The 22,424-nt window shown below is 74.7% G+C and carries 19 protein-coding genes; 8 read left to right on the forward strand and 11 right to left on the reverse strand.

Annotated features, from left to right (window positions below; genetic code table 11):
- Positions 1 to 14 precede the first annotated feature (14 nt).
- Positions 15 to 926, reverse strand: a complete 912-nt coding sequence (locus tag AC5WAM_RS22645; RefSeq protein ID WP_366791259.1) for a MurR/RpiR family transcriptional regulator — start codon at positions 924 to 926, stop codon at positions 15 to 17.
- Positions 927 to 1,009: 83 nt separating this feature from the next.
- Between AC5WAM_RS22645 and AC5WAM_RS22650 the strand changes: the two genes are divergently transcribed.
- Positions 1,010 to 1,366, forward strand: coding sequence for a DUF8819 family protein (locus tag AC5WAM_RS22650; RefSeq protein WP_138960394.1), 357 nt, complete (start codon positions 1,010 to 1,012; stop codon positions 1,364 to 1,366).
- Complete coding sequence (locus tag AC5WAM_RS22655; protein WP_366791260.1) at positions 1,363 to 1,617, forward strand: DUF4031 domain-containing protein; 255 nt, start codon at positions 1,363 to 1,365, stop codon at positions 1,615 to 1,617. Before AC5WAM_RS22650 ends, AC5WAM_RS22655 begins: the two co-directional genes overlap by 4 nt.
- Before the next feature lie 91 nt (positions 1,618 to 1,708).
- Here the strand turns inward: AC5WAM_RS22655 and AC5WAM_RS22660 are convergent, their stop codons facing one another.
- Positions 1,709 to 2,821 carry a GNAT family N-acetyltransferase gene (locus AC5WAM_RS22660; RefSeq protein ID WP_495518610.1) on the reverse strand — a complete coding sequence of 371 codons (1,113 nt, stop codon included), beginning with the start codon at positions 2,819 to 2,821 and terminating at the stop codon, positions 1,709 to 1,711.
- Between the two features lie 9 nt (positions 2,822 to 2,830).
- Positions 2,831 to 3,475: an HD domain-containing protein gene (locus tag AC5WAM_RS22665; protein ID WP_495518611.1), complete on the reverse strand. Its 645-nt coding sequence runs from the start codon at positions 3,473 to 3,475 to the stop codon at positions 2,831 to 2,833.
- A 680-nt stretch (positions 3,476 to 4,155) separates the two neighbouring features.
- Here AC5WAM_RS22665 and AC5WAM_RS22670 point away from each other — a divergent pair.
- Entirely contained in the window at positions 4,156 to 4,833 is a 678-nt protein-coding gene (locus AC5WAM_RS22670) for a maleylpyruvate isomerase family mycothiol-dependent enzyme (RefSeq protein WP_366791263.1), read from the forward strand.
- 31 nt (positions 4,834 to 4,864) lie between these two features.
- Here the strand turns inward: AC5WAM_RS22670 and AC5WAM_RS22675 are convergent, their stop codons facing one another.
- Entirely contained in the window at positions 4,865 to 5,803 is a 939-nt protein-coding gene (locus AC5WAM_RS22675) for a DUF8832 domain-containing protein (RefSeq protein ID WP_495518612.1), read from the reverse strand.
- A 175-nt stretch (positions 5,804 to 5,978) separates the two neighbouring features.
- Here AC5WAM_RS22675 and AC5WAM_RS22680 point away from each other — a divergent pair, with 175 nt between their 5' ends.
- The gene (locus tag AC5WAM_RS22680; protein ID WP_495518613.1) at positions 5,979 to 8,231 is read left to right on the forward strand and encodes a heavy metal translocating P-type ATPase; all 2,253 of its coding nucleotides are present in this window, start codon (positions 5,979 to 5,981) and stop codon (positions 8,229 to 8,231) included.
- A 154-nt stretch (positions 8,232 to 8,385) separates the two neighbouring features.
- Positions 8,386 to 9,075 carry a copper homeostasis protein CutC gene (locus AC5WAM_RS22685; RefSeq protein WP_495518614.1) on the forward strand — a complete coding sequence of 230 codons (690 nt, stop codon included), beginning with the start codon at positions 8,386 to 8,388 and terminating at the stop codon, positions 9,073 to 9,075.
- A 12-nt stretch (positions 9,076 to 9,087) separates the two neighbouring features.
- Here the strand turns inward: AC5WAM_RS22685 and AC5WAM_RS22690 are convergent, their stop codons facing one another.
- Positions 9,088 to 11,136 (reverse strand): HelD family protein, encoded by a 2,049-nt coding sequence (locus tag AC5WAM_RS22690; RefSeq protein WP_495518615.1) that lies wholly within the window; start codon positions 11,134 to 11,136, stop codon positions 9,088 to 9,090.
- 311 nt (positions 11,137 to 11,447) lie between these two features.
- On the opposite strand from AC5WAM_RS22690, the gene AC5WAM_RS22695 reads away from it, so the two are divergent.
- The gene (locus AC5WAM_RS22695; protein WP_171075778.1) at positions 11,448 to 11,654 is read left to right on the forward strand and encodes a hypothetical protein; all 207 of its coding nucleotides are present in this window, start codon (positions 11,448 to 11,450) and stop codon (positions 11,652 to 11,654) included.
- Positions 11,655 to 11,701: 47 nt separating this feature from the next.
- On the opposite strand, the gene AC5WAM_RS22700 is transcribed toward AC5WAM_RS22695, so the two are convergent.
- Complete coding sequence (locus tag AC5WAM_RS22700) at positions 11,702 to 13,342, reverse strand: DNA repair helicase XPB (protein ID WP_366791267.1); 1,641 nt, start codon at positions 13,340 to 13,342, stop codon at positions 11,702 to 11,704.
- A gap of 114 nt (positions 13,343 to 13,456) precedes the next feature.
- On the reverse strand, positions 13,457 to 14,383 hold the full coding sequence (locus tag AC5WAM_RS22705) for a GDSL-type esterase/lipase family protein (protein WP_495518616.1): 927 nt from the start codon (positions 14,381 to 14,383) through the stop codon (positions 13,457 to 13,459).
- A gap of 146 nt (positions 14,384 to 14,529) precedes the next feature.
- Here AC5WAM_RS22705 and AC5WAM_RS22710 point away from each other — a divergent pair, with 146 nt between their 5' ends.
- Together AC5WAM_RS22710 and AC5WAM_RS22715 are read left to right on the forward strand one after the other, a co-directional pair.
- Positions 14,530 to 16,968: a helicase-associated domain-containing protein gene (locus AC5WAM_RS22710; protein ID WP_495518617.1), complete on the forward strand. Its 2,439-nt coding sequence runs from the start codon at positions 14,530 to 14,532 to the stop codon at positions 16,966 to 16,968.
- Between the two features lie 103 nt (positions 16,969 to 17,071).
- Complete coding sequence (locus AC5WAM_RS22715) at positions 17,072 to 18,346, forward strand: hypothetical protein (protein WP_495518618.1); 1,275 nt, start codon at positions 17,072 to 17,074, stop codon at positions 18,344 to 18,346.
- Positions 18,347 to 18,385: 39 nt separating this feature from the next.
- On the opposite strand, the gene AC5WAM_RS22720 is transcribed toward AC5WAM_RS22715, so the two are convergent.
- From AC5WAM_RS22720 to AC5WAM_RS22735, 4 genes are read right to left on the reverse strand one after another with little or no spacing between them, the layout of a single operon-like run.
- On the reverse strand, positions 18,386 to 19,357 hold the full coding sequence (locus tag AC5WAM_RS22720) for an ABC transporter substrate-binding protein (RefSeq protein ID WP_495518619.1): 972 nt from the start codon (positions 19,355 to 19,357) through the stop codon (positions 18,386 to 18,388).
- The gene (locus AC5WAM_RS22725; RefSeq protein ID WP_495518620.1) at positions 19,354 to 20,319 is read right to left on the reverse strand and encodes an ABC transporter ATP-binding protein; all 966 of its coding nucleotides are present in this window, start codon (positions 20,317 to 20,319) and stop codon (positions 19,354 to 19,356) included. Before AC5WAM_RS22725 ends, AC5WAM_RS22720 begins: the two co-directional genes overlap by 4 nt.
- Positions 20,316 to 21,395 (reverse strand): FecCD family ABC transporter permease, encoded by a 1,080-nt coding sequence (locus AC5WAM_RS22730; protein WP_495518621.1) that lies wholly within the window; start codon positions 21,393 to 21,395, stop codon positions 20,316 to 20,318. The genes AC5WAM_RS22725 and AC5WAM_RS22730 overlap by 4 nt, the downstream gene beginning before the upstream one ends.
- Positions 21,392 to 22,390, reverse strand: a complete 999-nt coding sequence (locus tag AC5WAM_RS22735; protein WP_366791274.1) for a FecCD family ABC transporter permease — start codon at positions 22,388 to 22,390, stop codon at positions 21,392 to 21,394. Before AC5WAM_RS22735 ends, AC5WAM_RS22730 begins: the two co-directional genes overlap by 4 nt.
- Positions 22,391 to 22,424 lie beyond the last annotated feature (34 nt).

Raw genomic sequence — 22,424 nt, forward strand, 5'->3', positions numbered from 1 at the left:
GTGCCGAGGCGGCCTCAGCCGTTGCGGTGCCGATGGGCCAGGGCTTCGTACGAGGCCGCGAGGGCGGGCGCGGCCGTCTCGTACGTGCGCTGGGCCACGCCCACGAACAGGCAGTCCACGACGAGGAGTTGGCTCGTGCGGGACGACATGGCCGCCGGGCGCAGCTCGCTCTCGCGGGCGGTGGAGGTGGTCAGTATGTGGTCGGCGTACTGCGAGACGAGGCCCTCGGGGCGGCCGGTGATGGCGATCGTCGTGGCGCCGTGCTCGAAGGCGACGCGCAGCGGTTCGATGACGTCGCCCGTCGAACCGGAGTGGGTGATCGCGACGGCCACGTCCTTCGCGCGCAGCGTCACCGCGTTGGTGACGGCCAGGTGCGGATCCGAGTGTGCGTGCGCGACCTGGCCGATGCGCAGGAGCTTCTGCGCGAGGTCCTGGGCGACGAGCCCGGACGCGGCCACGCCGTAGATCTCCGTGCGGCGGGCCGTGGCGAGCGCGGCGACGGCCGCCCCGAGCTGCGCGGTGTCGAGCCCGGCGGCCGTGTCGGCGAGGGTCTGCTGCTCGTCGTACGCCAGCTTGGCGACGACGTCGGCGAGCGGGTCGTCCACGGCGATGTCCGCCGTGACGGCCGGGGCGCGGCCCGACTGCTGCTGGGCGGCGAGTCCGGCGAGGGCGAGCCTGAGGTCGCGGTAGCCGGGGTAGCCGAGGAGGCGGGCGGTGCGGACGACCGTGGCCTCGCTGGTGCCGGTGAGCTCGGCGAGGCCGGTGACCGTGAGGGCGGCGCAGCCCGCCGGGTCGCCCGCGACGGCCTCGGCGACGCGCTGCATGGAGCGGGTCATCGACGGCGCGAGCGTGCGCACCTTCGCCGCGAGGGCGGCCGGGGCGGGCGGAGCCCCGCCCGCGAAAATTTCCTTCACGTCAGAGGTCACTCCTGAAAGATATTTTCACCATCGTGACCGGGTCAAGGCTCCTGCCGACCGCACCGCGGGGCACGGGGGGCGACAATGGCTGCATGGACACGATTGACCCGCTGGAGCAGGCGTTGCACGCGGCCCGCGCGCTGGTCCTCGCCGACCTCGCCGCGCGCGAGGTGGCGCAGGCCGACGTGGTCTCCTTCGTCGAGGAGTCCGTGGCGCACCGCCGCTGGTGGGTCGAGCAGTGGCCCGAGGGCGCGGCGTACGTCGCCGGGCTCGTCGCCCAGGACGTGCAGGACCGGATCCTGGAGCGGTACGGCCGCTGGCCGCTGTGCCCGGTGTGCGGCACCGGGGAGCCGCACGCCCTGGACGTGGAGCCGGAGCTCGGGCCCGATCCGCACTGGGTGTGCGCCAAGGCCGGAGTCGTCGTGGCGCCGGTGGGCAGGCTGTCGTGACGCTGTACATCGACCCGCCGGTGTGGCCCGGGCACGGGCGGCTCTGGTCCCATCTGGTGAGCGACGTCTCCTACGAGGAGCTGCACGCCTTCGCCGCGCGGATCGGGGCGCCCCGGCGGGCCTTCGAGCGCGACCACTACGACGTGCCCGCGGAGCGGTACGCGTCCGCTGTGGCCGCGGGGGCCGTGGAGGTCGGGTCCAAGGAGCTGGTGCGGAGGCTCACTGCGGCGGGGCTGCGGCGGCGGAAGTAGCCCACGCGGGGCGCCCCGGGCCCGCCCCTTCCCGAAACCGGGGGCTGCCGCCCCCGGGCCCCTGCCCTTTTCGGCGCTGCGCGCCTCGTCCTCAAGCGCCGGACGGGCTGAAACCGTCGCTGGGGCGGGCTGACATCGTGTAGGTCCGCTGGATCTCGCGGTCGGCGGACCGTTCGAAGCCCGCCCTGCGCAGGACCGCCTCCGACGCCGTGTTGCCCTCGTCCACCACCGCGCGCAGGCCGGTGACGTCGGGCAGGCGGAGAGCCCAGGTGGCCAGCGCGCGCAGGGCTTCCGTGGCGTAGCCGTTGCCCCGGGCCGCGGGGGCCAGGTCGTAGCCGACCTCCGCCCAGCCCTCGTGGTCGGGGACGCCGTGGAAGCCCATGGCGCCGACCGCGACCTGGTCGGCGGTCCGCACGATCGCGTACGAGCCCCACTCGGGGCGGTGCGTGCCCGCCGCGTACGCCTTCGCGATCAGCCCGGCGCCGATCCGCGTGCCCTCGCACGGGCCGCCCGCGATCCAGTCGACGCCGCCGGTGCCGCCCGCGGCGAGGTCGGCGAGGGCCGGGGGCAGGAGCTCCTGGAGCGCCACGCGCTCCGCGGGCAGGTGGATCTGGTTGTGCCAGCGCCAGCGCTCCAGGCGGGACCGGCCCGGCAGGGTGCCCCGGCCGGTCGCCCACAGCAGCGTCCGCCAGTGCGACGCGCCGTCCCTGGCGGGCGGCACGTGCGGGAACTGCCAGGCGAGCAGGGCCTCGCAGAGCCGCGCCGGGGGCTCGTACGCCACGTCGAAGGCGCTCAGTACGTCGTACGTGTGCAGCAGCAGCTCCACGATGCCCATGGCGGCGAAGCCGTGCGCGTCCGCGCTGCCGTGGGGGAACGGGTGGTAGCCGCGCGCGCCCCTCGGCGTCGTGCGCACCACCGCCGCGAGCAGGCCTGCCGACGCCTCCACGGCGTGCACCGCGGCGGCCGGGCCCGTGCCCTCGTCGAGGCGGATGTCGATCGGGACGTACGCGTCCGTCGTCCGTCCCGTGAGCTGGGCCGCGTACGCCGTGAAGTCGCTCACGAGGTGCTCCGCCGTCGCCAGGCAGCTCCACTGGAGGCCGCCCGCGGGCCGCGTCCAGTCGTGCTCCGCCGTCGCCGCCGCGCGCAGCGCGCCGCAGGCGTGCGCCACCGCCTCGTCGATCTCGTCCGCGCCCATCGTCAGCATGGTGCGAGGCTACGTGAGCAGCGCCAGCTCGGCCGAGAGGTTTTCGCGCGCGGGGGCCTCCCAGTGCGCGGCCCCGTGCGGGGTGCGGAACAGCCTCGGCAGGGCCAGGAGTTGGCGCAGGACGTCCGCCCGGCCCCGGCGGAACGCCTCGTCCGGGACGAAGGCGTACTCCTCGCGGACCGCCGCCGCGTAGGCCGCGTAGGCGTCCGGGGGCGCGGCGAGGACCGCCAGGTCCGCGTCGCACAGGACCTCGCCGTCGCGGTCGCCCTCGGCGGGGTCGTGGGTGACGGTGAGGCGGACCAGGCGGGCCACCTCCGCTGTGTCCTCGTCCGTCAGGCCCGCCTCCGGCAGGGCCCGCTCGGCCAGGCGGGCGCTGCGCTCCTCGTTCTCCGAGCGGTCCGGGGCGTAGACGGCGTCGTGGAACCAGGCGGCCAGCCGCACCAAGTGCGGGGCGTCCGCGTGCTGTTCCAGGGTGTCGATGTGGTCCAGGACGGCGGTGAGGTGCGTGGTCGTGTGGTAGCGGCGGTGCGGTTCGGCCCAGCGGGCCAGGAGGTTGTCCGCGTACGGGGCCGGGTCCGGGGCCGCCGCGGGGGTGCGGGCCGCGGTGAGGGTGGTGTGCCAGCGGGTGCGGAGCTCTTCGTACGGGTCGGCCATACCTCCGACCCTACGCGGCCCTCTGGGCAGGCCCCGCCCTGCCGAGGCCTGCCCCCGGGGGGCTTCCCCGGCGGGGGCCTCTCCCACCCACCCGCCCACCCGTTCCGGCGCGGCTTCCCTGCCCGGCCCGGCCTGGCGGCTCCCGGCCGTCGTTCGGCTGCCCGCCGCTACCGCGGCGGATTTCCCACCCGCCCACCCGTTCCTGCCCCAGTGACCTGGCTCGGCCCCGGCCTGGCGGCTTGCACGTTGTCGTTCGGCTGTCCGCTGCTGGCGTGGTGGGGGGTGGGTGGGATTGCCTGTTCCTGCCCCAGTGACCTGGCTCGGCCCCGGCCTGGCGGCTTGCACGTTGTCGTTCGGCTGTCCGCTGCTGGCGTGGTGGGGGGTGGGTGGGATTGCCTGTTCCTGCCCCAGTGACCTGGCTCGGCCCCGGCCTGGCGGCTTGCACGTTGTCGTTCGGCTGTCCGCTGCCGGCGTGGTGGAGGGGTGGGTGGGATGCCTGTTCCTGGCTCAGTGGCCCCGGGTCCGTCCCGGCCCGGCGGCTTGCGTGTTGTCGGGCTGTCCGCAGCTGGCGCGGCCCCCGGGGGGCTGCCCGTTCTTGGGCCGTTGGGCTGGGGCTTGGTGGGGAAGAGGCTGGGGTGGGGGCGTTGCCAAGTGGCGTTCGGGGCGGTTGGGTGGCCGGCATGACGAGCGAGCCCTCGACGCCCGGCGCGGCGTTGGAATCCGACCGCCCCGGCCGACTCCTGCGTACCGAACGCGACGCCTTGATGCCCCTCTTGCGCGCCGCGGACGACGCCGCGTTCGCGGCGCCCACCTGCTGCCCGGGCTGGACGGTCCGGGACCTGCTCGCGCACTGCGCGGCCGCCCTCACCCGGGTGACCGAGAGCCGGTTCGAGGAGGGCGTGTTCACCGCCGAGGGCAACGACCGGGACATCGCCGAGCGCGCCGACTGGCCCGTCGCGCGCGTCCTGGACGAGCTGGAGCACGGCATGACGAACGCGGGCGCCGCCATCGCCGCGGGCAAGGGCCTGTTCGACGGGGTCGCGCTCGGCGAGTGGGTGCACGCCGGTGACGTACGGGACGCGTGGGGGCTGCCCGGCGCCTACGGCGGCGCGGGGCTCGATGACGCCCTTCCGCTGCTCGCGGCCTTCAGCAGGCAGCGCGCGGCGCTGCCGCTGCACGCCGACGTCGACGGCCTGGACGAGCCGCTGGTCCTCGGCGTGAGCGACGGCCGCCGGCCGCCCGCGCGGTACATCGGGGACGCGCCGACGCTGGTCCGGCTGTACGCGGGGCGGCCGCTGGGGGACGCCCGGTTCGAGCTCGCGGGCGCGACGGAGGGTGAGCTGACGATCTTCGGCTGAGGCCGGACCGGGGCGGCGGGGGCGGCGGGGCTCAGTGGCCGTGGCCGCCGGTGGTGGCGCCCGCGTGCCGGGTCTCGCCCCCGCCCGCCCGTACGGTGAACGCCGCGGTCCGCACCTTCCCCTCGTGCCGGAAGTCCAGGAACAGGCGGTACGTGCCCGCGCTCGGCGCCGTCGCCGTGAAGGAGACCTCCGGGCCCGGCTTCGTCGTGGCGTCGCCGGGCTCGCCGTTGGGGTGGACGTGGAGGTAGGCGAGGTCGCCGGAGCGCAGCGCGACCAGGTGGCCGTACGCGCCCAGATACGGCTGGAGGTCGGTGACGGGCTTGCCCCGACGGGTGACGCGCAGGGTCAGTTCGCCCGGCTCGCCGGGGGTCAGGGCGCCGTCCAGGCGCACTGCGTAGCCGCCCGCGGTCTTCGCCGTGGCCGACGGCTCCGGCGCGGGCGCGGGGGCGTACGCGCCCGTCACCGCCAGGTCCGCGCCGAGCGTCACCTTCTCCTTCGCCCGCTCGGGCCTGAAGTCCGCGAAGACGCGGTAGTCCCCGGCCGCGGGCAGCGTCGCCGGGGTCGACCAGGTGCCGTCGGCGGCCCGGGTGGGGTGCAGATGCCGGTACGTCGTCAGGTCGCGTGAGGCGACGATCAGGTGCAGCTCCTTGCCGTGGTCCTCGGCGTACCGGGTCACGGGGCGGCCCGAGTCCGACGCCAGGATCCTGAAGCGCAGGTCGGTGCGGTCGCCCGCCCGGGCGCGCGGGGTCCTCAGGTCCAGGGCGTAGCCGTCGGCCGCGATCTGGAGGCCGCCCGGGGTGTGGTCCCCGTCCGCGCGGCCCTTCTTCCCCTGCGCGGTCTTCTCGCCGTGCTCCTCGGTGTGGGCGACCGGCTTGCCCACCGTGTCGACGCTCGCGCCCACCGCGTACGTGGTGCCGAACGTCGCGGCGACGGCCGCGGCGAAGGCCGTGATCTTCAGTCCGGTGTTCATGGCGTCGGCTCCTTGTGAGTGGGTCGCTGGGAATGCCGTCGACAATACCCCTGGGGGGTATTAAGTCAAGTCGGGATCTCCCTTGCGCTCGATACCCCCCAGGGGTATAAATGATCCTCGTCAGGCATACCGGCCCCGGGTACCCGGGCAGAGCGCGTCACGAGGAGCAGAGGACATGTCCACTACCCAGGTAGAACTCTCCATCGGCGGCATGACCTGCGCCTCCTGCGCGGCGCGCATCGAGAAGAAGCTGAACCGCATGGACGGCGTCGAGGCGACCGTCAACTACGCCACGGAGAAGGCGAAGGTGAGCTTCGAGGGCGACGGCCTCGCCGTGGCCGATCTGATCGCCACCGTCGAGGCCACCGGGTACACCGCGCAGGAACCCGCGCCGCCCCGCGCGGAGAAGGGGGGCGGGGGAGAGCCGGACGCCGAGGACGAGGACGCCGCGCTGCGGCCGCTGCGGCAGCGCCTTGTCGCCGCCGTCCTGCTGTCCGTGCCCGTCATTGCCATGGTGATGGTCCCCGCCCTCCAGTTCACGTACTGGCAGTGGCTGTCCCTCACGCTCGCCGCGCCCGTGGTGACGTACGCCGCCTGGCCCTTCCACAAGGCGGCCTACACCAACGCCCGGCACGGCGCGGCCACGATGGACACGCTGATCTCGGTCGGCACCTCGGCGGCGTTCCTCTGGTCGCTGTGGGCGCTGTTCTTCGGCTCGGCCGGGGAGCCCGGCATGACGCACGCCTTCGAGCTGACCATCGAGCGCACCGACGGCGCCGGGAACATCTATCTGGAGGCCGCGGCGGGCGTCACCGCGTTCATCCTCGCCGGGCGGTACTTCGAGGCCCGCTCGAAGCGGAAGGCGGGCGCCGCCCTGAAGGCGCTGCTCGAACTGGGCGCCAAGGACGTGACCGTCCTTCGTGACGGGACTGAAAAGAACGTTCTAGTCAGTGAGTTGAAGGTCGGGGACCGGTTCCTGGTGCGGCCCGGCGAGAAGATCGCCACCGACGGGCGCGTCGTGGAGGGCGTCTCCGCCGTGGACGCCTCCATGCTCACCGGCGAGTCCGTGCCCGTGGAGGTCGGCGAGGGCGACGCCGTCACCGGCGCGACCCTGAACGTCGGCGGGCGGCTGGTCGTCGAGGCGAGCCGCGTCGGCGCGGACACGCAGCTGGCCCGGATGGCCAAGCTCGTCGAGGACGCGCAGAACGGCAAGGCCGCCGCGCAGCGCCTGGCCGACCGCATCTCCGGGGTCTTCGTACCCGTCGTCATCGCGCTCGCCGTGGCCACCCTGGGCTTCTGGCTCGGCAACGGCGTGGGTCTGACCGCCGCGTTCACGGCCGCCGTTGCCGTACTGATCATCGCCTGCCCGTGCGCCCTGGGCCTGGCCACGCCGACCGCGCTCATGGTCGGCACCGGGCGCGGCGCCCAGCTCGGCATCCTCATCAAGGGCCCCGAAGTCCTGGAGTCCACCCGCCGCGTCGACACCATCGTCCTGGACAAGACCGGCACCGTCACCACCGGCAAGATGACCCTCCTCGCCACGCACGTCGCCGAGGGCACCGACGAGAAGGACGTCCTGCGGCTCGCGGGCGCCCTGGAGCACGCATCCGAGCACCCGATCGCCCAGGCCGTGGCCGCGGGGGCGAGCGCAGGGGCGGGCCCGCTGCCCACCCCCGAGGACTTCGCGAACGTCCCCGGGCTCGGTGTGCAGGGCGTCGTCGAGGGGCACGCGGTGCTCGTGGGGCGCGAGCAGCTGCTCGCCGAGTGGGTGATCCACCTGCCCGCGGACCTGAAGAAGGCCAAGGACGCGGCCGAGGCGGCGGGCCGCACCGCCATCGCCGTCGCCTGGGACGGCGAGGCGCGGGCCGTGCTCGAAGTCGCCGACGCCGTGAAGGAGACCAGCCCCGAGGCCATCCGCCGCCTGCGCGAGCTCGGCCTCACGCCGATCCTGCTCACCGGTGACAACAAGGCCGTCGCCGAGTCGGTGGCCGCCGAGGTCGGCATCGCTCCGGAGCACGTCATCGCCGAGGTCCTGCCGCAGGACAAGGTCGACGTCGTCAAGCGCCTGCAGGGCGAGGGGCGTTCGGTGGCCATGGTCGGCGACGGGGTCAACGACGCGGCCGCCCTCGCCCAGGCCGATCTGGGCCTCGCGATGGGCACGGGCACGGACGCCGCGATCGAGGCGGGCGACCTGACCCTCGTCCGCGGCGACCTGCGCGCCGCCGCCGACGCGATCCGGCTCTTCCGCAAGACCCTCGGCACCATCAAGTCCAACCTCTTCTGGGCCTTCGCCTACAACGTGGCGGCGCTGCCGCTGGCCGCCGCGGGACTGCTCAACCCGATGATCGCGGGTGCGGCCATGGCCTTCTCGTCGGTCTTCGTGGTCGGCAACAGCCTCCGGCTGCGCGGTTTCCAGCCACTGAGCTGACCCATCCGAGCCCATGTGGCTTGATCGCCCCGGTGCGCCTCCGCCGCGCGCCGGGGTGATCTGCGCGTACCCTGGTAATTGGACTAGACCTGTGTTTCTGTGGTGCGACTGCCGGCGCGACGCCGGCCCGCAGAAGGCCAGAAGGAAGGCACCCATGAGCAAGCGCGCACTCCTGGAGGTGATCGCCCTCGACGCCGAGGACGCGATCGCGGCCCAGGCCGGAGGTGCGGACCGGCTGGAACTGGTCACCGACATGGCCGCCGACGGCCTCACGCCGTCCCGCGCGGACTTCGCCGCGATCCGTGCCGCCGTGGACATCCCCCTGCGCGTCATGCTGCGCGTCGCCGACGGCTTCGCGGCCGGGGACGTCGACGAGCTGGTGCGCCGGGCGCGCGAGCTGCGCGCCGAGGGCGCCGACGAGTTCGTCCTCGGCTTCCTCGACGAGACGGGCGGGGCCGACCTGGCCGCCGTCGAGCGCATCGTCGACGCGCTCGACGGCTGCCGCTGGACCTTCCACCGCGCCGTCGACCGGGCCGCCGACCGCGACGCCCTGCGCAAGCAGCTCGCGGACCTGCCCGGACTCGACACGTACCTCACGGCGGGGGCCGCGGGCGGCGTCGACGAGGGGCTGCCCACGCTGGTGGGCGAGGCCGCGCGGGCCGGGGAGCCCGGGTACGAGCCGCGCATCCTCGTGGGCGGCGGGCTCCGGCTCGAACACCTCGCGCGGCTGAAGGCGGCGGGGCTCGACGCCTTCCACATCGGCGGCGCGGCCCGGCCCCACGGGTGGGACCGGGCCCTGTCGGCCGAGTCCGTGGCCACCTGGCGCGCGGCCGTCGACTCCTGAGCCCCGGCGGCGTCAGCCCAGGGCCGGGGGCAGGGCCCCGGTGTGGAGCACCGTGAGGCCCGAGACCGCTCGGGTCAGGGCCACGTACAGGCGCCGCAGGCCGGTGCGTTCGTCGGGCTCGCCGGCCACCACGGCGGCGGGCTCGTCGAGCACCACGTAGTCGTACTCCAGGCCCTTGGCCAGCGAGGCGGGCACGAGGGTGAGACGGGCCTCGGCGGTGGTCTCCTCGCCGGGGGCCAGGTGCGGGACGCCCGCCGCGTCCAGGGCGCCGGCGAGCGCGGCGATCCGCGCGTCCGCCGCGATGAGGCCGATGGACCCCTCGCGCCGCAGCGACTGCGCGCACGCGTCGAGCACCGCCGCGTCCAGGCCGTCGGCCCCGACCTCGCGGACCTCCAGGGAGCCGGGCGACTCGCGCACCGAGGCGACCTCCGTCAGGCCCGGCGCGATCGCGGGCAGCAGCCGCGACGCGTACGCGATGACCTCGCGCGGCACGCGGAAACCGGCGGTCAGCTCCTCCACCACCGCGTCCTGCTTGCCCAGATGGCCGAGGGCCTCCGCCCACGTCGGCGTCGCCCACGGCGTGGTGCCCTGCGCCAGGTCGCCGAGGACGGTGACGGATCCGGTGGTGCAGCGGCGGCCCACCGCGCGGTACTGCATGGGGGAGAGGTCCTGCGCCTCGTCGAGGACGACGTGGCCGAGGGAGTGGGTGCGGGCGACGAGGTCCGACGCCTCGTCGATCAACACCGCGTCCGCGGCGGACCACTTGGTGCTCTTCGGCGTCCGCGCGGGCTTCGCCCACAGGATCGCCCGCTGCTCCTCCCCGGTGAGGACCCCCTCGGCGTGCGCGGCGAGGAACTCCGCGTCGGCGAGCAGCCGGTGCACCAGCTTCGCCGGGTCGACCGGCGGCCAGATCGCCTTGACGGCGGCCTTCACCGCCGCGTTGCGGGCCACCGCGTCCTGCACGCGGTCGTCGGGCGCCTCGCCCGACCGCTCCATCTGGACGAGCACGGCGTGCGCGATCCGCTGCGGCAGCGCCTCGCGCGCGGCGCCGTAGCGCATGTCGCGGGCCTGCAACTCCCGCACGATGTCGTCGAGTTCGTACGACGGTACGCGCCAGCGCCGGGAGCCGCGGACGACCACGACGCCCTCGGTGGGCGGCGTGACGTGCGAGCGCACCGCGCGCCGCAGCACCTCGGCCATGCGGGCGTCGCCCTTGACGAGGGCGGCGGCCGGGTCGTCCGTGCCCCGCACCTCCACGTGCGCCACCAGGTCGTCGACGGTGGCCTGCTTGACCTCGAGCTCGCCGAGCGCGGGCAGGACCTGCTCGATGTAGTGCAGGAAGGAACGGTTCGGCCCGATGACGAGCGTGCCCGTGCGGGCGAGCCGCTCGCGGTGGGCGTAGAGGAGGTAGGCGACGCGGTGCAGGCCGACGGCGGTCTTGCCGGTGCCGGGGCCGCCCTGCACGCACACCGAACCGGCGAGCCCGCTGCGGACGATCTCGTCCTGCTCGGGCTGGATCGTCGCCACGATGTCGCGCATGGGGCCCACGCGCGGGCGCTCGATCTCCTCCTGGAGCAGCTTGCTGACCTGCTCGGCCTCGGTCGCGTCCGTGAGGTGCTCGTCCTCGTACGCGGTCAGCTCGCCGCCGGTGTACCCGAAGCGGCGGCGCAGCGTGACGTCCATCGGGTCCTTCTTGGACGCCCGGTAGAACGGCTGCGACACGGGGGCGCGCCAGTCGATGACCATGGGGTCGCCGTGGGCGTCGTGCACGTGCCGCCGCCCGATGTAGAACTGCTCGCCCTCAGCCCCCTCGGCCTCCTCGGCCCCGGGCGCGTGCGCGTAGTCGAGGCGGCCGAAGAACAGCGGGGTGTGCGCGAGGTCCGCGAGGGCCTTGATGCGGTCGTCGATCTGGCCCTGGAGGACCTCGGCGTTGACCCAGTTCGCGGTGACGTCGCGGATGTCCAGGGCCTCGACGTCCTCCCGCATGGCGCGCAGCGCGGCGCGGGAGGACGTCAGATGGGCCCGCTCGCGGGCGAGCGGGTCGGCGGATACGGCGTTCACGGTGCTGCCTCCGGTGACGGACGTTCTCGGTGCGTGACTCGGGGCCGCCGGTTTCCGACCGGGCGGCGGCGCTCCGTGGGCGGGAGGCGGGGAAGGAGGAATCCTAGGTGAGCGGCCCGTGGCGGCACCAATGGATTTCCGGTGGACCTCCTGGTCCGGAAGGCGAACCCTGACTCATCCCTGAGACGGCCCTCAGGGTCGCCGTCCATCCGGAGGTGTAGAGGGCGCGGGCCCGGAGTCGTACCGGTGGACCCGGGCGGTTAGACCCGCAGGCCGATGTGTGCGGGCGCCCCGGGAACGACCATGGAGACATGAGCAGCGCAGTCATCACCCCCGCGTCCCTGTCCGCCCCCTCCAGCGGCCCGCGCCGCGCCGACGGCGCGACCGCCGTCTCGGAGGCCCACCGTCCGCACCGCGTCGGCGACGCCCTGCGCGCCGCGAAGGTCTTCATGGGCGCCGTCGTCGGCGTCGTCGTCCTCGGGGAGTACGCGGAGGAGGCGGGCGTCCGCCGCCGCTGACGCAGCCCCTTCCGCTCCGCCCGCCCCGGCCGTCCCGTTCGCCCCGTTCACTCCGCGAGCAGCGACTCCGCGTCGACGATGCGGTAGGCGTACCCCTGCTCCGCCAGGAACCGCTGGCGGTGCGCGGCGAAGTCCTGGTCGATGGTGTCGCGGGCGACCACGGAGTAGAAGTGCGCCTGGTGGCCGTCGGCCTTCGGGCGCAGCACGCGGCCGAGGCGCTGGGCCTCCTCCTGCCGCGAGCCGAAGGTGCCCGAGACCTGGATGGCGACCGTCGCCTCCGGCAGGTCGATGGAGAAGTTGGCGACCTTGGACACCACGAGCACGGAGATCTCGCCCTCGCGGAAGGCGTCGAAGAGCTTCTCGCGCTGGGCGTTGGACGTCTCACCCTTGATCACGGGCGCGTTCAGATGCTCGCCCAACTCGTCCAGCTGGTCGATGTACTGGCCGATGACGAGGATCTGCTGACCCGCGAACTTCCGGACGATCGCCTCCGTCACCTTCCGCTTCGTGGCCGTCGTCGCACAGAAGCGGTACTTCTCCTCGGCCTCCGCCGTGGCGTAGGACAGGCGCTCGCTGTCGGTGAGGTTGACGCGCACTTCCACGCAGTCGGCGGGCGCGATGTACCCCTGCGCCTCGATCTCCTTCCACGGCGCGTCGAAGCGCTTGGGCCCGATGAGCGAGAAGACGTCCGACTCGCGCCCGTCCTCGCGGACGAGGGTCGCGGTCAGCCCGAGGCGGCGCCGCGCCTGGAGGTCGGCGGTGAACTTGAAGACGGGCGCGGGCAGCAGGTGCACCTCGTCGTAGAGGATCAGCCCCCAGTCGCGGGAGTCGAAGAGCTCCAGGTGCGGGTAGATGCCCTTCCGCTTGGTCGTCAGGACCTGGTACGTGGCGATCGTGACGGGCCGGATCTCCTTCTTCGTACCGCTGTACTCGCCGATCTCGTCCTCGGTGAGCGAGGTGCGCTTGATCAGCTCGTGCTTCCACTGGCGGGCGGAGACGGTGTTCGTGACGAGGATCAGCGTGGTCGCCTTCGCCTCGGCCATGGCGCCCGCGCCCACGAGGGTCTTGCCCGCGCCGCAGGGCAGCACGACGACGCCGCTGCCGCCGTGCCAGAAGCCCTCGACGGCCTGGCGCTGGTAGGGCCGCAGCGCCCAGCCGTCCTCGTTGAGGTCGATCTTGTGGGCCTCGCCGTCGACGTACCCGGCGAGGTCCTCGGCGGGCCAGCCCAGCTTGAGCAGCGTCTGCTTGATCTGGCCGCGCTCGGAGGGGTGCACGACGACCGTGTCCGGGTCGATCCGGGCGCCCACGAGCGGCTGGACCTTCTTCGACCGCAGGATCTCCTCCAGGACCGGCCGGTCCGTGGTGGTGAGCACGAGGCCGTGCGTGGGGTGCTTGCTGAGCGTGAGCCGGCCGTAGCGGGCCATCGTCTCGGCGACGTCGACGAGCAGCGCGTGCGGCACCGGGTACCGCGAGAACTCCACCAGGGCGTCCACGACCTGCTCGGCGTCGTGCCCCGCCGCCCGCGCGTTCCACAGCCCGAGCGGCGTCACGCGGTACGTGTGGATGTGCTCAGGGGCGCGTTCCAGCTCGGCGAACGACGCGATGGCACGACGGCAGGCGTCGGCCCGCTCGTGGTCGACCTCCAACAGGAGCGTCTTGTCCGACTGGACGATGAGGGGTCCATTCACGACTTCAGGGCCCTTTCTGCTGCGATCACTGCTGGAGGTCAGCCGGGCGGCCAAACCTCCAGTGTGCCGCATGGCGCCCCGCTGCCGGGGCGCCGTGCTCGGCGGGCGCCGGGTTCAGCCGGTCAGGGTCGCCAGGTGCACCGAGAGGGTCTTGTGGCCCTCGGGGGTGGGGTGCAGGCCGTCGGTGAGGAGGTCGGGGCGGGTGTGCAGGGGGTCCCACAGGTCGAGGAAGTCGATGTGGTGCCCGGCGCACCAGGAGCGCAGGTCTTCGCGCAGCCGCAGGGCGCTGGCCTCGGTGAAGCACAGGCCCTCGTAGTCGGCGGTCCGCGACTCGTCGAGCCAGAGGGGGCCCGCGACGACGAGCCGGGCGTTGTGGGCGTGGGCCGCGTCGGCCAGGGTGCCGAGGTGGTCCGCGAGCCGGTCGAGGCCGCCGGGCAGGGCGGAGTCGTTGATGCCCGCGGCGACCAGGAGGGTGTCGGGCAGCCGGGGCGCGAGGAGCGCGGGCGTCTGCGCGGCGACGTCGGCGAGGGTGCTGCCGGGGATGGCCAGGTTGAAGACGCGGTGGGCGCTCTCGTCCGCGGCGATGTGGGCGGCCGCCAGGTGCGCGGCCCAGCCGCCGTACGGGTCGCAGCGGCCGTAGGCGATGCTGTCGCCGACGATCACGATGCGCGCCGCCGGGCGCAGCGGCCGCGCGTCCAGATAGGCCCAGGCGCTCTCCCCGGAGGAGAGGCGGACCCGCCGCCGCACGTAGTCGTCGACCTCGTAGGCGTCGGCCGCGGCGAGGTCGGCGTCGGTCAGGCGGAGGACGGCGCCCTCGACCTCGGCGCCGACGCGGCGCTCCAGGGTCAGGTGCACGTCCAGGCCGCTGGTGGCGATGACGTCCGGGTCGGTGATGGTCAGGGGCCTGGTCGCGTGCCCGGCGAGGGCCGCGGGGGAGCTGGGCACGGCGCGCCCGAACAGGGTCGTCTGGACGTGCTCGTCCAGGAGCGTGCCGAAGGAGAACAGAGCGTGCGGGCGGGACTCGGACACCGGAGCTGCCATGGCCTTTCTGAAAAGAACGTTCTAGCCAGTCTAGTGACCCGTCAGGACCCCGGGCCGCCCGCGGGGGCGCACGGCCCCGCTCGCCCGCCGGGGCGCGTGCGGCACGGCACACCGGCGCCCGCCGGTGACCCGCTACCGTTGCCAGGATGAGTACCCCGGAAGCCCCCCGTTCCCTTGCGGAAGCCCTCCGGGCGAGCGACGACGCGACGCTCGTCGCGCTGTTGCGATCCCGGCCCGACCTCGTCAGCCCCGTGCCCAACGACCTGACGCAGCTGGCCACCCGCGCGGGCACGCGGGCGTCGGTGGTACGCGCCCTGGAACGCCTCGACCGGTTCGCGCAGCAGGTCGCCGAGGCCCTGGCCGTGGCCCCGGACCCGGCGTCGTACGAGGAACTCGCGGGACTGCTCGCGCCCGCGCCGGGCGAGGCCGTCGACCGGGCCCTGACGACGCTGCGCAGGCAGGCGCTCGTCTGGGGCGCGGAGAGCCGCCTGCGCCTGGTGCGCACCGCGCGCGAGCTGCTCGCGCCGACGCCGCAGCGGCCCTCGCCGACGGGGCTCGGCCCGACCGTCGCGGAGGCCACGGCGGGGATGTCGCCGGGCCGGGTGCAGAGCGTCGTCACGGCCGCCGGGCTCTCCTCCACGCACGACGCGGTGTCGGCCGTGGAGTCCCTCACCGCGCTCTTCACCGACCAGAAGCGGATGTCCCGCCTCCTTGACGAGGCGCCCGCCGAGTCCGTCGAGGTCCTGTCCCGGCTCGTGTGGGGCCCGCCGTACGGGCAGGTCACCGCGGACCCGGCCCCCCATCTGCGGTGGCTGCTCGACCGGGGCCTGCTGCTCCCCACCGCGCCGGGCACGGTCGTCCTGCCCCGCGAGGCCGCGCTGCACCTGCGCGGAGGCCGCGCCCACCGCGTCCTGGAGCCGTCGCCCCCGGCGGTGGAGGTCGCGCGCGAACACGGTCCCCAGGTGGTGGACGCGACGGCGGCCGGGCAGGCCTACACCGCGCTCGCCACCGTCGAGGAGCTGCTCAAGGACTGGGACGAGGGCGGCCCCGCGGTCCTGCGCGCGGGCGGCCTGAGCGTCCGGGACCTCAAGCGGACCGCCGTCGCCCTGGGCGTGGCGGAGCCCCAGGCCGCGTTCTGGGTCGAACTCGCCTACGCCGCCGGGCTCCTGGCCGCCGACGGCGAGGCCGACGAGCGCTACGCCGCGACCCCCGCCTACGACAGCTGGCAGGAGCTGCCCGCCGCCGAACGCTGGGCCCGGCTCGCCACCGCCTGGTACGAGGCCACCCGCACCCCCGGCCTCGTCGGCGGGCGCGACAGCAAGGACCGCACCCTGTCCGCGCTCGGCCCGGGGCTCGACCGCTCCGCCGCGCCCGAGGTGCGCCACCGCGTCCTGACCCTCCTGGCCGGCCTGCCCGAAGGCGCCGCGCCCACCGAGGAGTCCGTGCTCGACCGGCTGCGCTGGGAGCGCCCCTCCGGCGGCGGCGCCACGGAGCCGCGGGCCCGCCTGGCCCGTTGGACGCTGAGCGAGGCGGAACTCCTCGGGGTCACCGGGCGCGGGGCGCTCGCCGCCCACGGCCGCGCGCTGCTCGCCGGGCGGCCCTCCGCGGACCCCCTGGCGCAGGGCGCGCCGCCGTCCGCCGCCGAGCGCGCCGCCGCCGGTGCCGAGGCCGCCCGGCTCCTCGCCCCGCTGCTCCCCGAACCCCTCGACCACGTCCTGCTCCAGGCCGACCTCACCGCGGTCGCCCCGGGGCCGCTGCGCCGCCCCCTCGCGGACGCCCTCGCCGTGCTCGCCGACGTGGAGTCCAAGGGCGGCGCCACCGTCTACCGGTTCACGCCGGGCTCCGTGCGCCGCGCGCTCGACACCGGGCAGAGCGCGTCCGACCTGCACGCGTTCCTCGCCGCGCACTCCCGCACGCCCGTCCCGCAGCCCCTCGCGTACCTCATCGACGACGTGGCCCGCAGACACGGCCATCTGCGCGTCGGCGCCGCCTCCGCGTACGTGCGGTGCGACGACGAGGGCGTGCTCGACGAGATCCTCGCGGACAAGCGGGCCCACGGGCTGCGGCTCCGGCGTCTCGCGGGCACCGTGCTCGCCGCCCAGGCCGACCCCGCCACGCTCCTCGAAGGGCTGCGCGTCATGGGCTTCGCGCCCGCCGCCGAGAGCGCCGAGGGCGACGTCCTGATCACCCGCGCGCACAGCCACCGGACCCCGCCGCGCACCGCCCCCGAGCCGGTCCCCGACGGGCCGCCGCTGCCCGACGCCACGCTCATCGACGCCGCCGTACGCGCCATCCGCGCCGGGGACCTCGCCTCCACCACCCCGCGCAAGGCGGCGCCCGCCGCGACCGGGGAACTGCCCCGCACCACGTCCGCCGAGACCCTCGCCACCGTGCAGGCCGCCGTCCTCACCGGCGAGGCCCTGTGGATCGGCTACGTCAACGCCGAAGGCGCGGCGAGCCAGCGCGTCATCGCCCCGGTCCGCGTCGAGGGCGGCTTCGTCACCGCGTACGACCACACGGCGGACGAGGTTCGCACCTATCCGCTGCACCGCGTCACGGGCGTCGCGGAGCTCGCCGACGACTGAGGCCGGACCCCGCCGCCCAGGGGCCGTCATCCGCCGGTCCGCGGCGGCGCGGTAACTTCGTTGTCCGGGCCCACCTCAACACCGCAGCCCCGGAGGGAACTTCGTGGGGATCGAGAGCGACCAGCTCGTCTTCGACTATCTGAGCCGCGTCGGCGACCTCGCGCAGCAGCGCCAGCTGTCGTCCGCCGCGCGCATGCGGCTCGTGTCCGAACTCCGGGGCGAGATCGACCGCCGCCGCGCCAAGGCCGCCGACAGCCCCGCCGCGGTCCGGCGCATCCTGGACCGCATCGGCTCCCCGGACGAGCTGGTCACCGCCGCCGCCGACACCACGGGCGCGCCCGCCGCGTCCCCTCCGCCCGCGGCGTCCGCGCCCTCGTCGCCTGCTCCGTCCCGCTCGCGCGAGCCCAGGCGTCCGCGCCGGGTGGTGCCGCGCCCGCGCCGCGCCGCCGGGGCCGCCGCTCCGGCGGGGCCCGCGAGCCCGCCCGCCCCCGAGCCGCGGCGCCCCGCCCCGCCGCACCTCGCGGGCACCGACGAACTCGGCGACAGCGCACCGGACCTGGAACCCGACTGGTGGCGGGTGGAGCGCGTCCCGGAGGAGGGCGCGCACACCGTGTACGGGTTCGTGGGCGGGGTGGAGATCCCCGAGATGCTGCGACGGCCGCCCACGGACCTGGAGAAGAAGGGGACCGGTACGGAGCGGGGGGAGGACGGGGACGAAGACGCCGACGAAGCCGAGGACTCCGAAGCCGCCGAGGATGCCGAGGAGGACGCCGAGGAGGAGGCCGCGCCGGACGAGGCGCGCCGCCGCCGCTTCGGCATACTCCCGCTCCTGACGAAGGACGCGCCGTCCGCCAGGAGGACACCGCTCACCAAGGGCGGCCCCGCGGCCAAGGGTCCTGCCGCCAAGGGCTCTGCGGCCAAGGGTCCCGCCGCCAGGGGCCCTGCCGCCAAGGAGTCCCCCGGCGAGGAAGCGCCCGGCGCGGAAGAGTCGGTTCCGGATGGCTCCGCCGGGGCCGGTGTGCTCGCCGGTGTCCGCTCCCTCAGCAACCCCGTCCTGCTGCTCGCCGCCGCCGCGCTCGTCGTCGGCGCGGTCATCGGCAACTGGTTCGCGCTCGGCGGCGGTTGGATCGTCGCCTGGTTCTCCCGCAAGCTCAGCCCGGCGGAGAAGAAGGGCGCGGTGATAGCCGTGCCCGCGCTCACGATCGCGGGCGGGATCGCCTGGCTGTGGGGCCGGTCGCAGGGCAAGTGGGGCGAGCCCATCGCCAAGGGCCAGATGAACGCGGCGATCGAGGAGGCCTGGCCGTGGGTGGTCAGGGCGGCGGCCGTCGCCTCCGCCCTGTTCCTCGTGTGGCGGTCGCAGCGGAGCAAGCCCGAGTAGCCGTGCGGCCGCCCCGGGCGGACTCCCGTACGGCGGCGGCTACTTCTTCTTCGCCAGCGCCGTCTTCAGCTGGTCCAGGACCTTGTCGGCCGCGGTGTAGCCGATGCCCTGGAGCCACAGCTCGTCGTCGACGACGTGGACGTTGCCGGACTTGACCGCCTTCATGTTCTTCCACAGGCCGCTGTTCACGGTCTGCGTCTGCTTGGCCTTCTTCGGATCGCCGTACGTCGACCGGAAGATGACGTCCGTGTCGGCGAGGTCGATCTTCTCGGGGCTCACGTCGTAGGAGAACCCGTCCTTGGCCTTCTGGGAGACGGGCGCGCGGCCCAGGCCCACGTCCTTGAGGATCGTGGCGATGTACGACTGCTCGCCGTAGATGCGGATGTCGGCGCCCTGGACGAAGCGCACCACGTTGACCTCGGTGGCTTTGGCCCTCGCCGGGCCGCCGATCGCCGCCGTGACCTCCTTGACGTGCGCGTCGTAGGCGGCGACGGTCCTCTTCGCCGCGGCCTTCTTGCCGAGCGCGTCCGCGTGCGTCCGGAAGTTCTCCTTCCAGGGGTAGCCGGTGGTCTCCGTCATGACGGTCGGCGCGATCTGCTTCAGCTGGTCGTACTTCGCGCCGTGGCGGATCTTGGAGGTGAGGATCAGGTCCGGCTTGAGACCGGCGATGACCTCCAGGTTCGGGTTCATCATCTCGCCGACGTCCTTGATGCCCGCGAGCCGGTCCTTCGGCAGATAGCCGGGGAAGCCGCTGGACGCGTCGGTGTGTGTGGCGCCGACCGGCTTCACGCCGAGGGTGAGCGCGGAGTCCAGCTCGGCGGTGTCGAGCACGACGACCCGCTCGGGCGCCAAGGGCACCTTCACCTCGCCCATGGCGGTCTTCACGACATGCGTCCTGCCCGAGCCGGCGTCCTTGTCGTCGTCGGACGAACCGCACCCGGCGAGCGCGAGCGCGCCGGTCACGGCGAGGGCGCCCACGGTACGGACGCGGCGGCGGGAGCTGCGGTTCATGAGGGGGGCCTTTCGTCGGGGGAGGGCTTCTCGTCCTCCGGGGCCGGACGGTCTGCGGGGGCGGGACGGTCCGCGGGCGCCGGGCGATCCTCTGGGGCCGAAGCCGAAGCCGAAGCCGAAGCCGAAGCCGAAGCCGAAGCCGAAGCCGAAGCCGGGGCCGCGGGCCGCCACGGGGTGCCCGGCACCACCAGCGGCGAGCCCGTCACCGGGTCGGGCACGACCACGCACTCGAGGCCGAAGACGTCCCGGACGAGCTCCGCCGTCACGACGTCGCGCGGCGCGCCCTCGGCGACCACCCGCCCCTCCTTCATGGCGACGAGGTGGTCGGCGTAGCGGGCGGCCTGGTTCAGGTCGTGCAGGACGACCGCGACCGTCCGCCCCCGGTCGTGGTTCAACTGCCGTACGAGGTCCAGGACCTCGACCTGGTGGGAGATGTCCAGGTACGTCGTCGGCTCGTCGAGCAGCAGCAGCTCGGTCTCCTGCGCGAGGGCCATGGCGATCCACACGCGCTGCCGCTGCCCGCCCGACAGCTCGTCGACGGGCCGCTCGGCGAGAGCGGTCACGTCGGTGCGCTCCATCGCCTCGGTGACGGCCCGCTCGTCGGCGTCCGACCACTGCTGCCACCACCGCTGGTGGGGCTGGCGGCCGCGCGCCACCAGGTCCGCGACGGTGATGGCCTCGGGCGCGACGGGCGTCTGCGGGAGCAGCCCGATCCGCTGGGCGATGCGCCGCGTCGGCAGCTTCGCCAGCTCCTCGCCGTCGAGCAGGACGGCGCCGCCCTTCGGCTTGAGCAGCCGCCCGAGCGCGCGCAGCGTCGTCGACTTGCCGCAGGCGTTCGGGCCGACGACGACGGTCACCGCGCCGTCGGGGATCGCGAGGTCGAGCGCGTGCACGACCGTACGGTCCTCGTAGGCGAGGGTCAGCTCGCGCGCGGTCAGACGCGCGCCGGCGGGGGCGCTCACGCGGTGCCTCCCTTGTGGACGGAACGGCTGCGGACGATGAGCCAGATCAGATAGGGCGCCCCGACGGCGGCCGTGAGGACCCCCACCGGCAGCTCGGTGGGCGAGAAGAGCCGCCGGGCGAGCAGATCGGCGAGGACGACGACGAGCGCGCCCAGCAGCGCCGAGCTGACCAGCGGGATCTGCGCGGTCCTGGTCAGGCGCCGGGCGATCTGCGGGGCGAGCAGCGCCACGAAGTCGACGGGCCCCGCGGCCCCGGTCGCCACCGACGCCAGGACGACGCCGAGCAGCACGAGCCCGGTGCGCACCCGGCCGAGCCGCACGCCGAGCGCGGTCGCCGTGTCGTCGTCCATCGACACGGTGCGCTGGGCGCGGGCCGCCCAGGCCACGCACGGCAGGAGGACGAGCAGCGTCAGGGCGAGGGGTCGGGCCTCCGGCCAGCCGCGGCCGTTCAGCGACCCCGTCATCCAGATCTGCGCCTGCTGCGCGACGAGGTAGTCGCCCTTCGTCATGAAGAGGGTGGTCACGGACCGCAGGGCGATCGCGAAGCCGATGCCGATCAGGACGAACCGCGTCGCGTGCAGGCCGCCGCGCCACGCGAACGCGTACACGAGCAGCGCGGCGGCGACGCCGCCCGCCACGGACAGATACGGCAGGACCGTGTACGAGGTGAGCCCGAACGTCATCGCGGCGACCGTCACCGCGCTCGCGCCCTGGCTGATGCCGATGATGTCCGGGCTGGCCAGGGGGTTGCGGGCGACGGTCTGGATGAGCGCGCCCGCGACGCCGAAGGCGGCGCCGACGAGCAGCCCCACCGTCATCCGCGGCTCGCGGAGGGTGCCCACGACCAGCTCGTCCGCCGAGGGCCTGCCGAGGACGACCTTCAGGGCCTCGACGGGCCGGACGTAGGTCTCGCCGACGCACAGGTACGCCAGGCAGGCGGCCGCGAGGAGCAGCGCGAGGACGGTGGCCACGACGGCCGCCCTGCGGTGGGCGAGGAACGTGGCCCGGCCCAGGCGGACGACCGCGTACCCGGCGGGCCGCACCCGGCGCGGGGCGGCGAGGACGTCGGGGCTCACGCCGCCACCGCCTTCCTGCGGACGAGGGTCACCAGGAACGGGACGCCGATGAGGGCGGTCATCACACCCGCGGGGACCTCGCTCGGCGGGAAGACGATCCGGCCCACCGTGTCGGAGACGAGGAGCATCACGGGCCCCAGGAGGGCGGCGAGCGGAAGCACCCAGCGGTGGTCGCTGCCGATGACGGCGCGGGCGATGTGGGGGACCGCGAGGCCGATGAAGGCGATGGGCCCGGCGGCGGCCACGCCGACGCCGGTCAGGACGGTGGCGCCGAGGCCGCCCACGACGCGGACGAGGGCGACGTTCTGACCGAGGCCCTTGGCGACGTCCTCGCCGAGGGCGAGGGCGTCGAGGCCGCGGGCGACGGAAAGGACGAGCAGCAGCCCGGCGAGCAGGAACGGCCAGGTCTGGCCGACGATCGCGGCCTCGCGTCCGGAGAGCGCGCCGACCTGCCAGAAGCGGAACTCGTCGAGCGCGGACGCCCGGGTGGTGAGGATGCCCGTGGTGACGGAGACGAGCAGGGCGTTGATCGCGGCGCCGCCGAGGGCGAGTTTGACGGGGGTCGCGCCGCCCCGGCCGCTGGCGGCGATCGCATAGACGGCGACGGCCGCGAGGGCCGCGCCCGTGAAGGCGTACCAGACGTAGCCGGTGAGCGTGTGCGTGCCCGCGTACGCGATGGCGACGACCACGCCGACCGACGCGCCCTGGCTGATGCCGAGGATGCCGGGGTCGGCGATGGGGTTGCGGGTGATGCCCTGGAGCGCGGTGCCCGCGACGGCGAGCGCGGCGCCGACCATGACGCCGAGGACCGTGCGCGGCACGCGCATCTCGCGGACCACTTCGGCGGCGTCGCCGTGCCCGCCGTGCAGCAGGGCGTCGAGGACCGCGGACGGCGCGATCGCGCGGGCGCCGACGGCGAGGCTGAACAGGACGGCGAGCAGCAGGGCCACGACGGCCGCCGTCATCGCGACGGCGCGTCTGGCGTTCACACGCATCGGCTGGCTCGTTTCGCAGGACGGGGCGGCAGGG

It is taken from the genome of Streptomyces sp. JLYT201 (assembly GCF_059448825.1).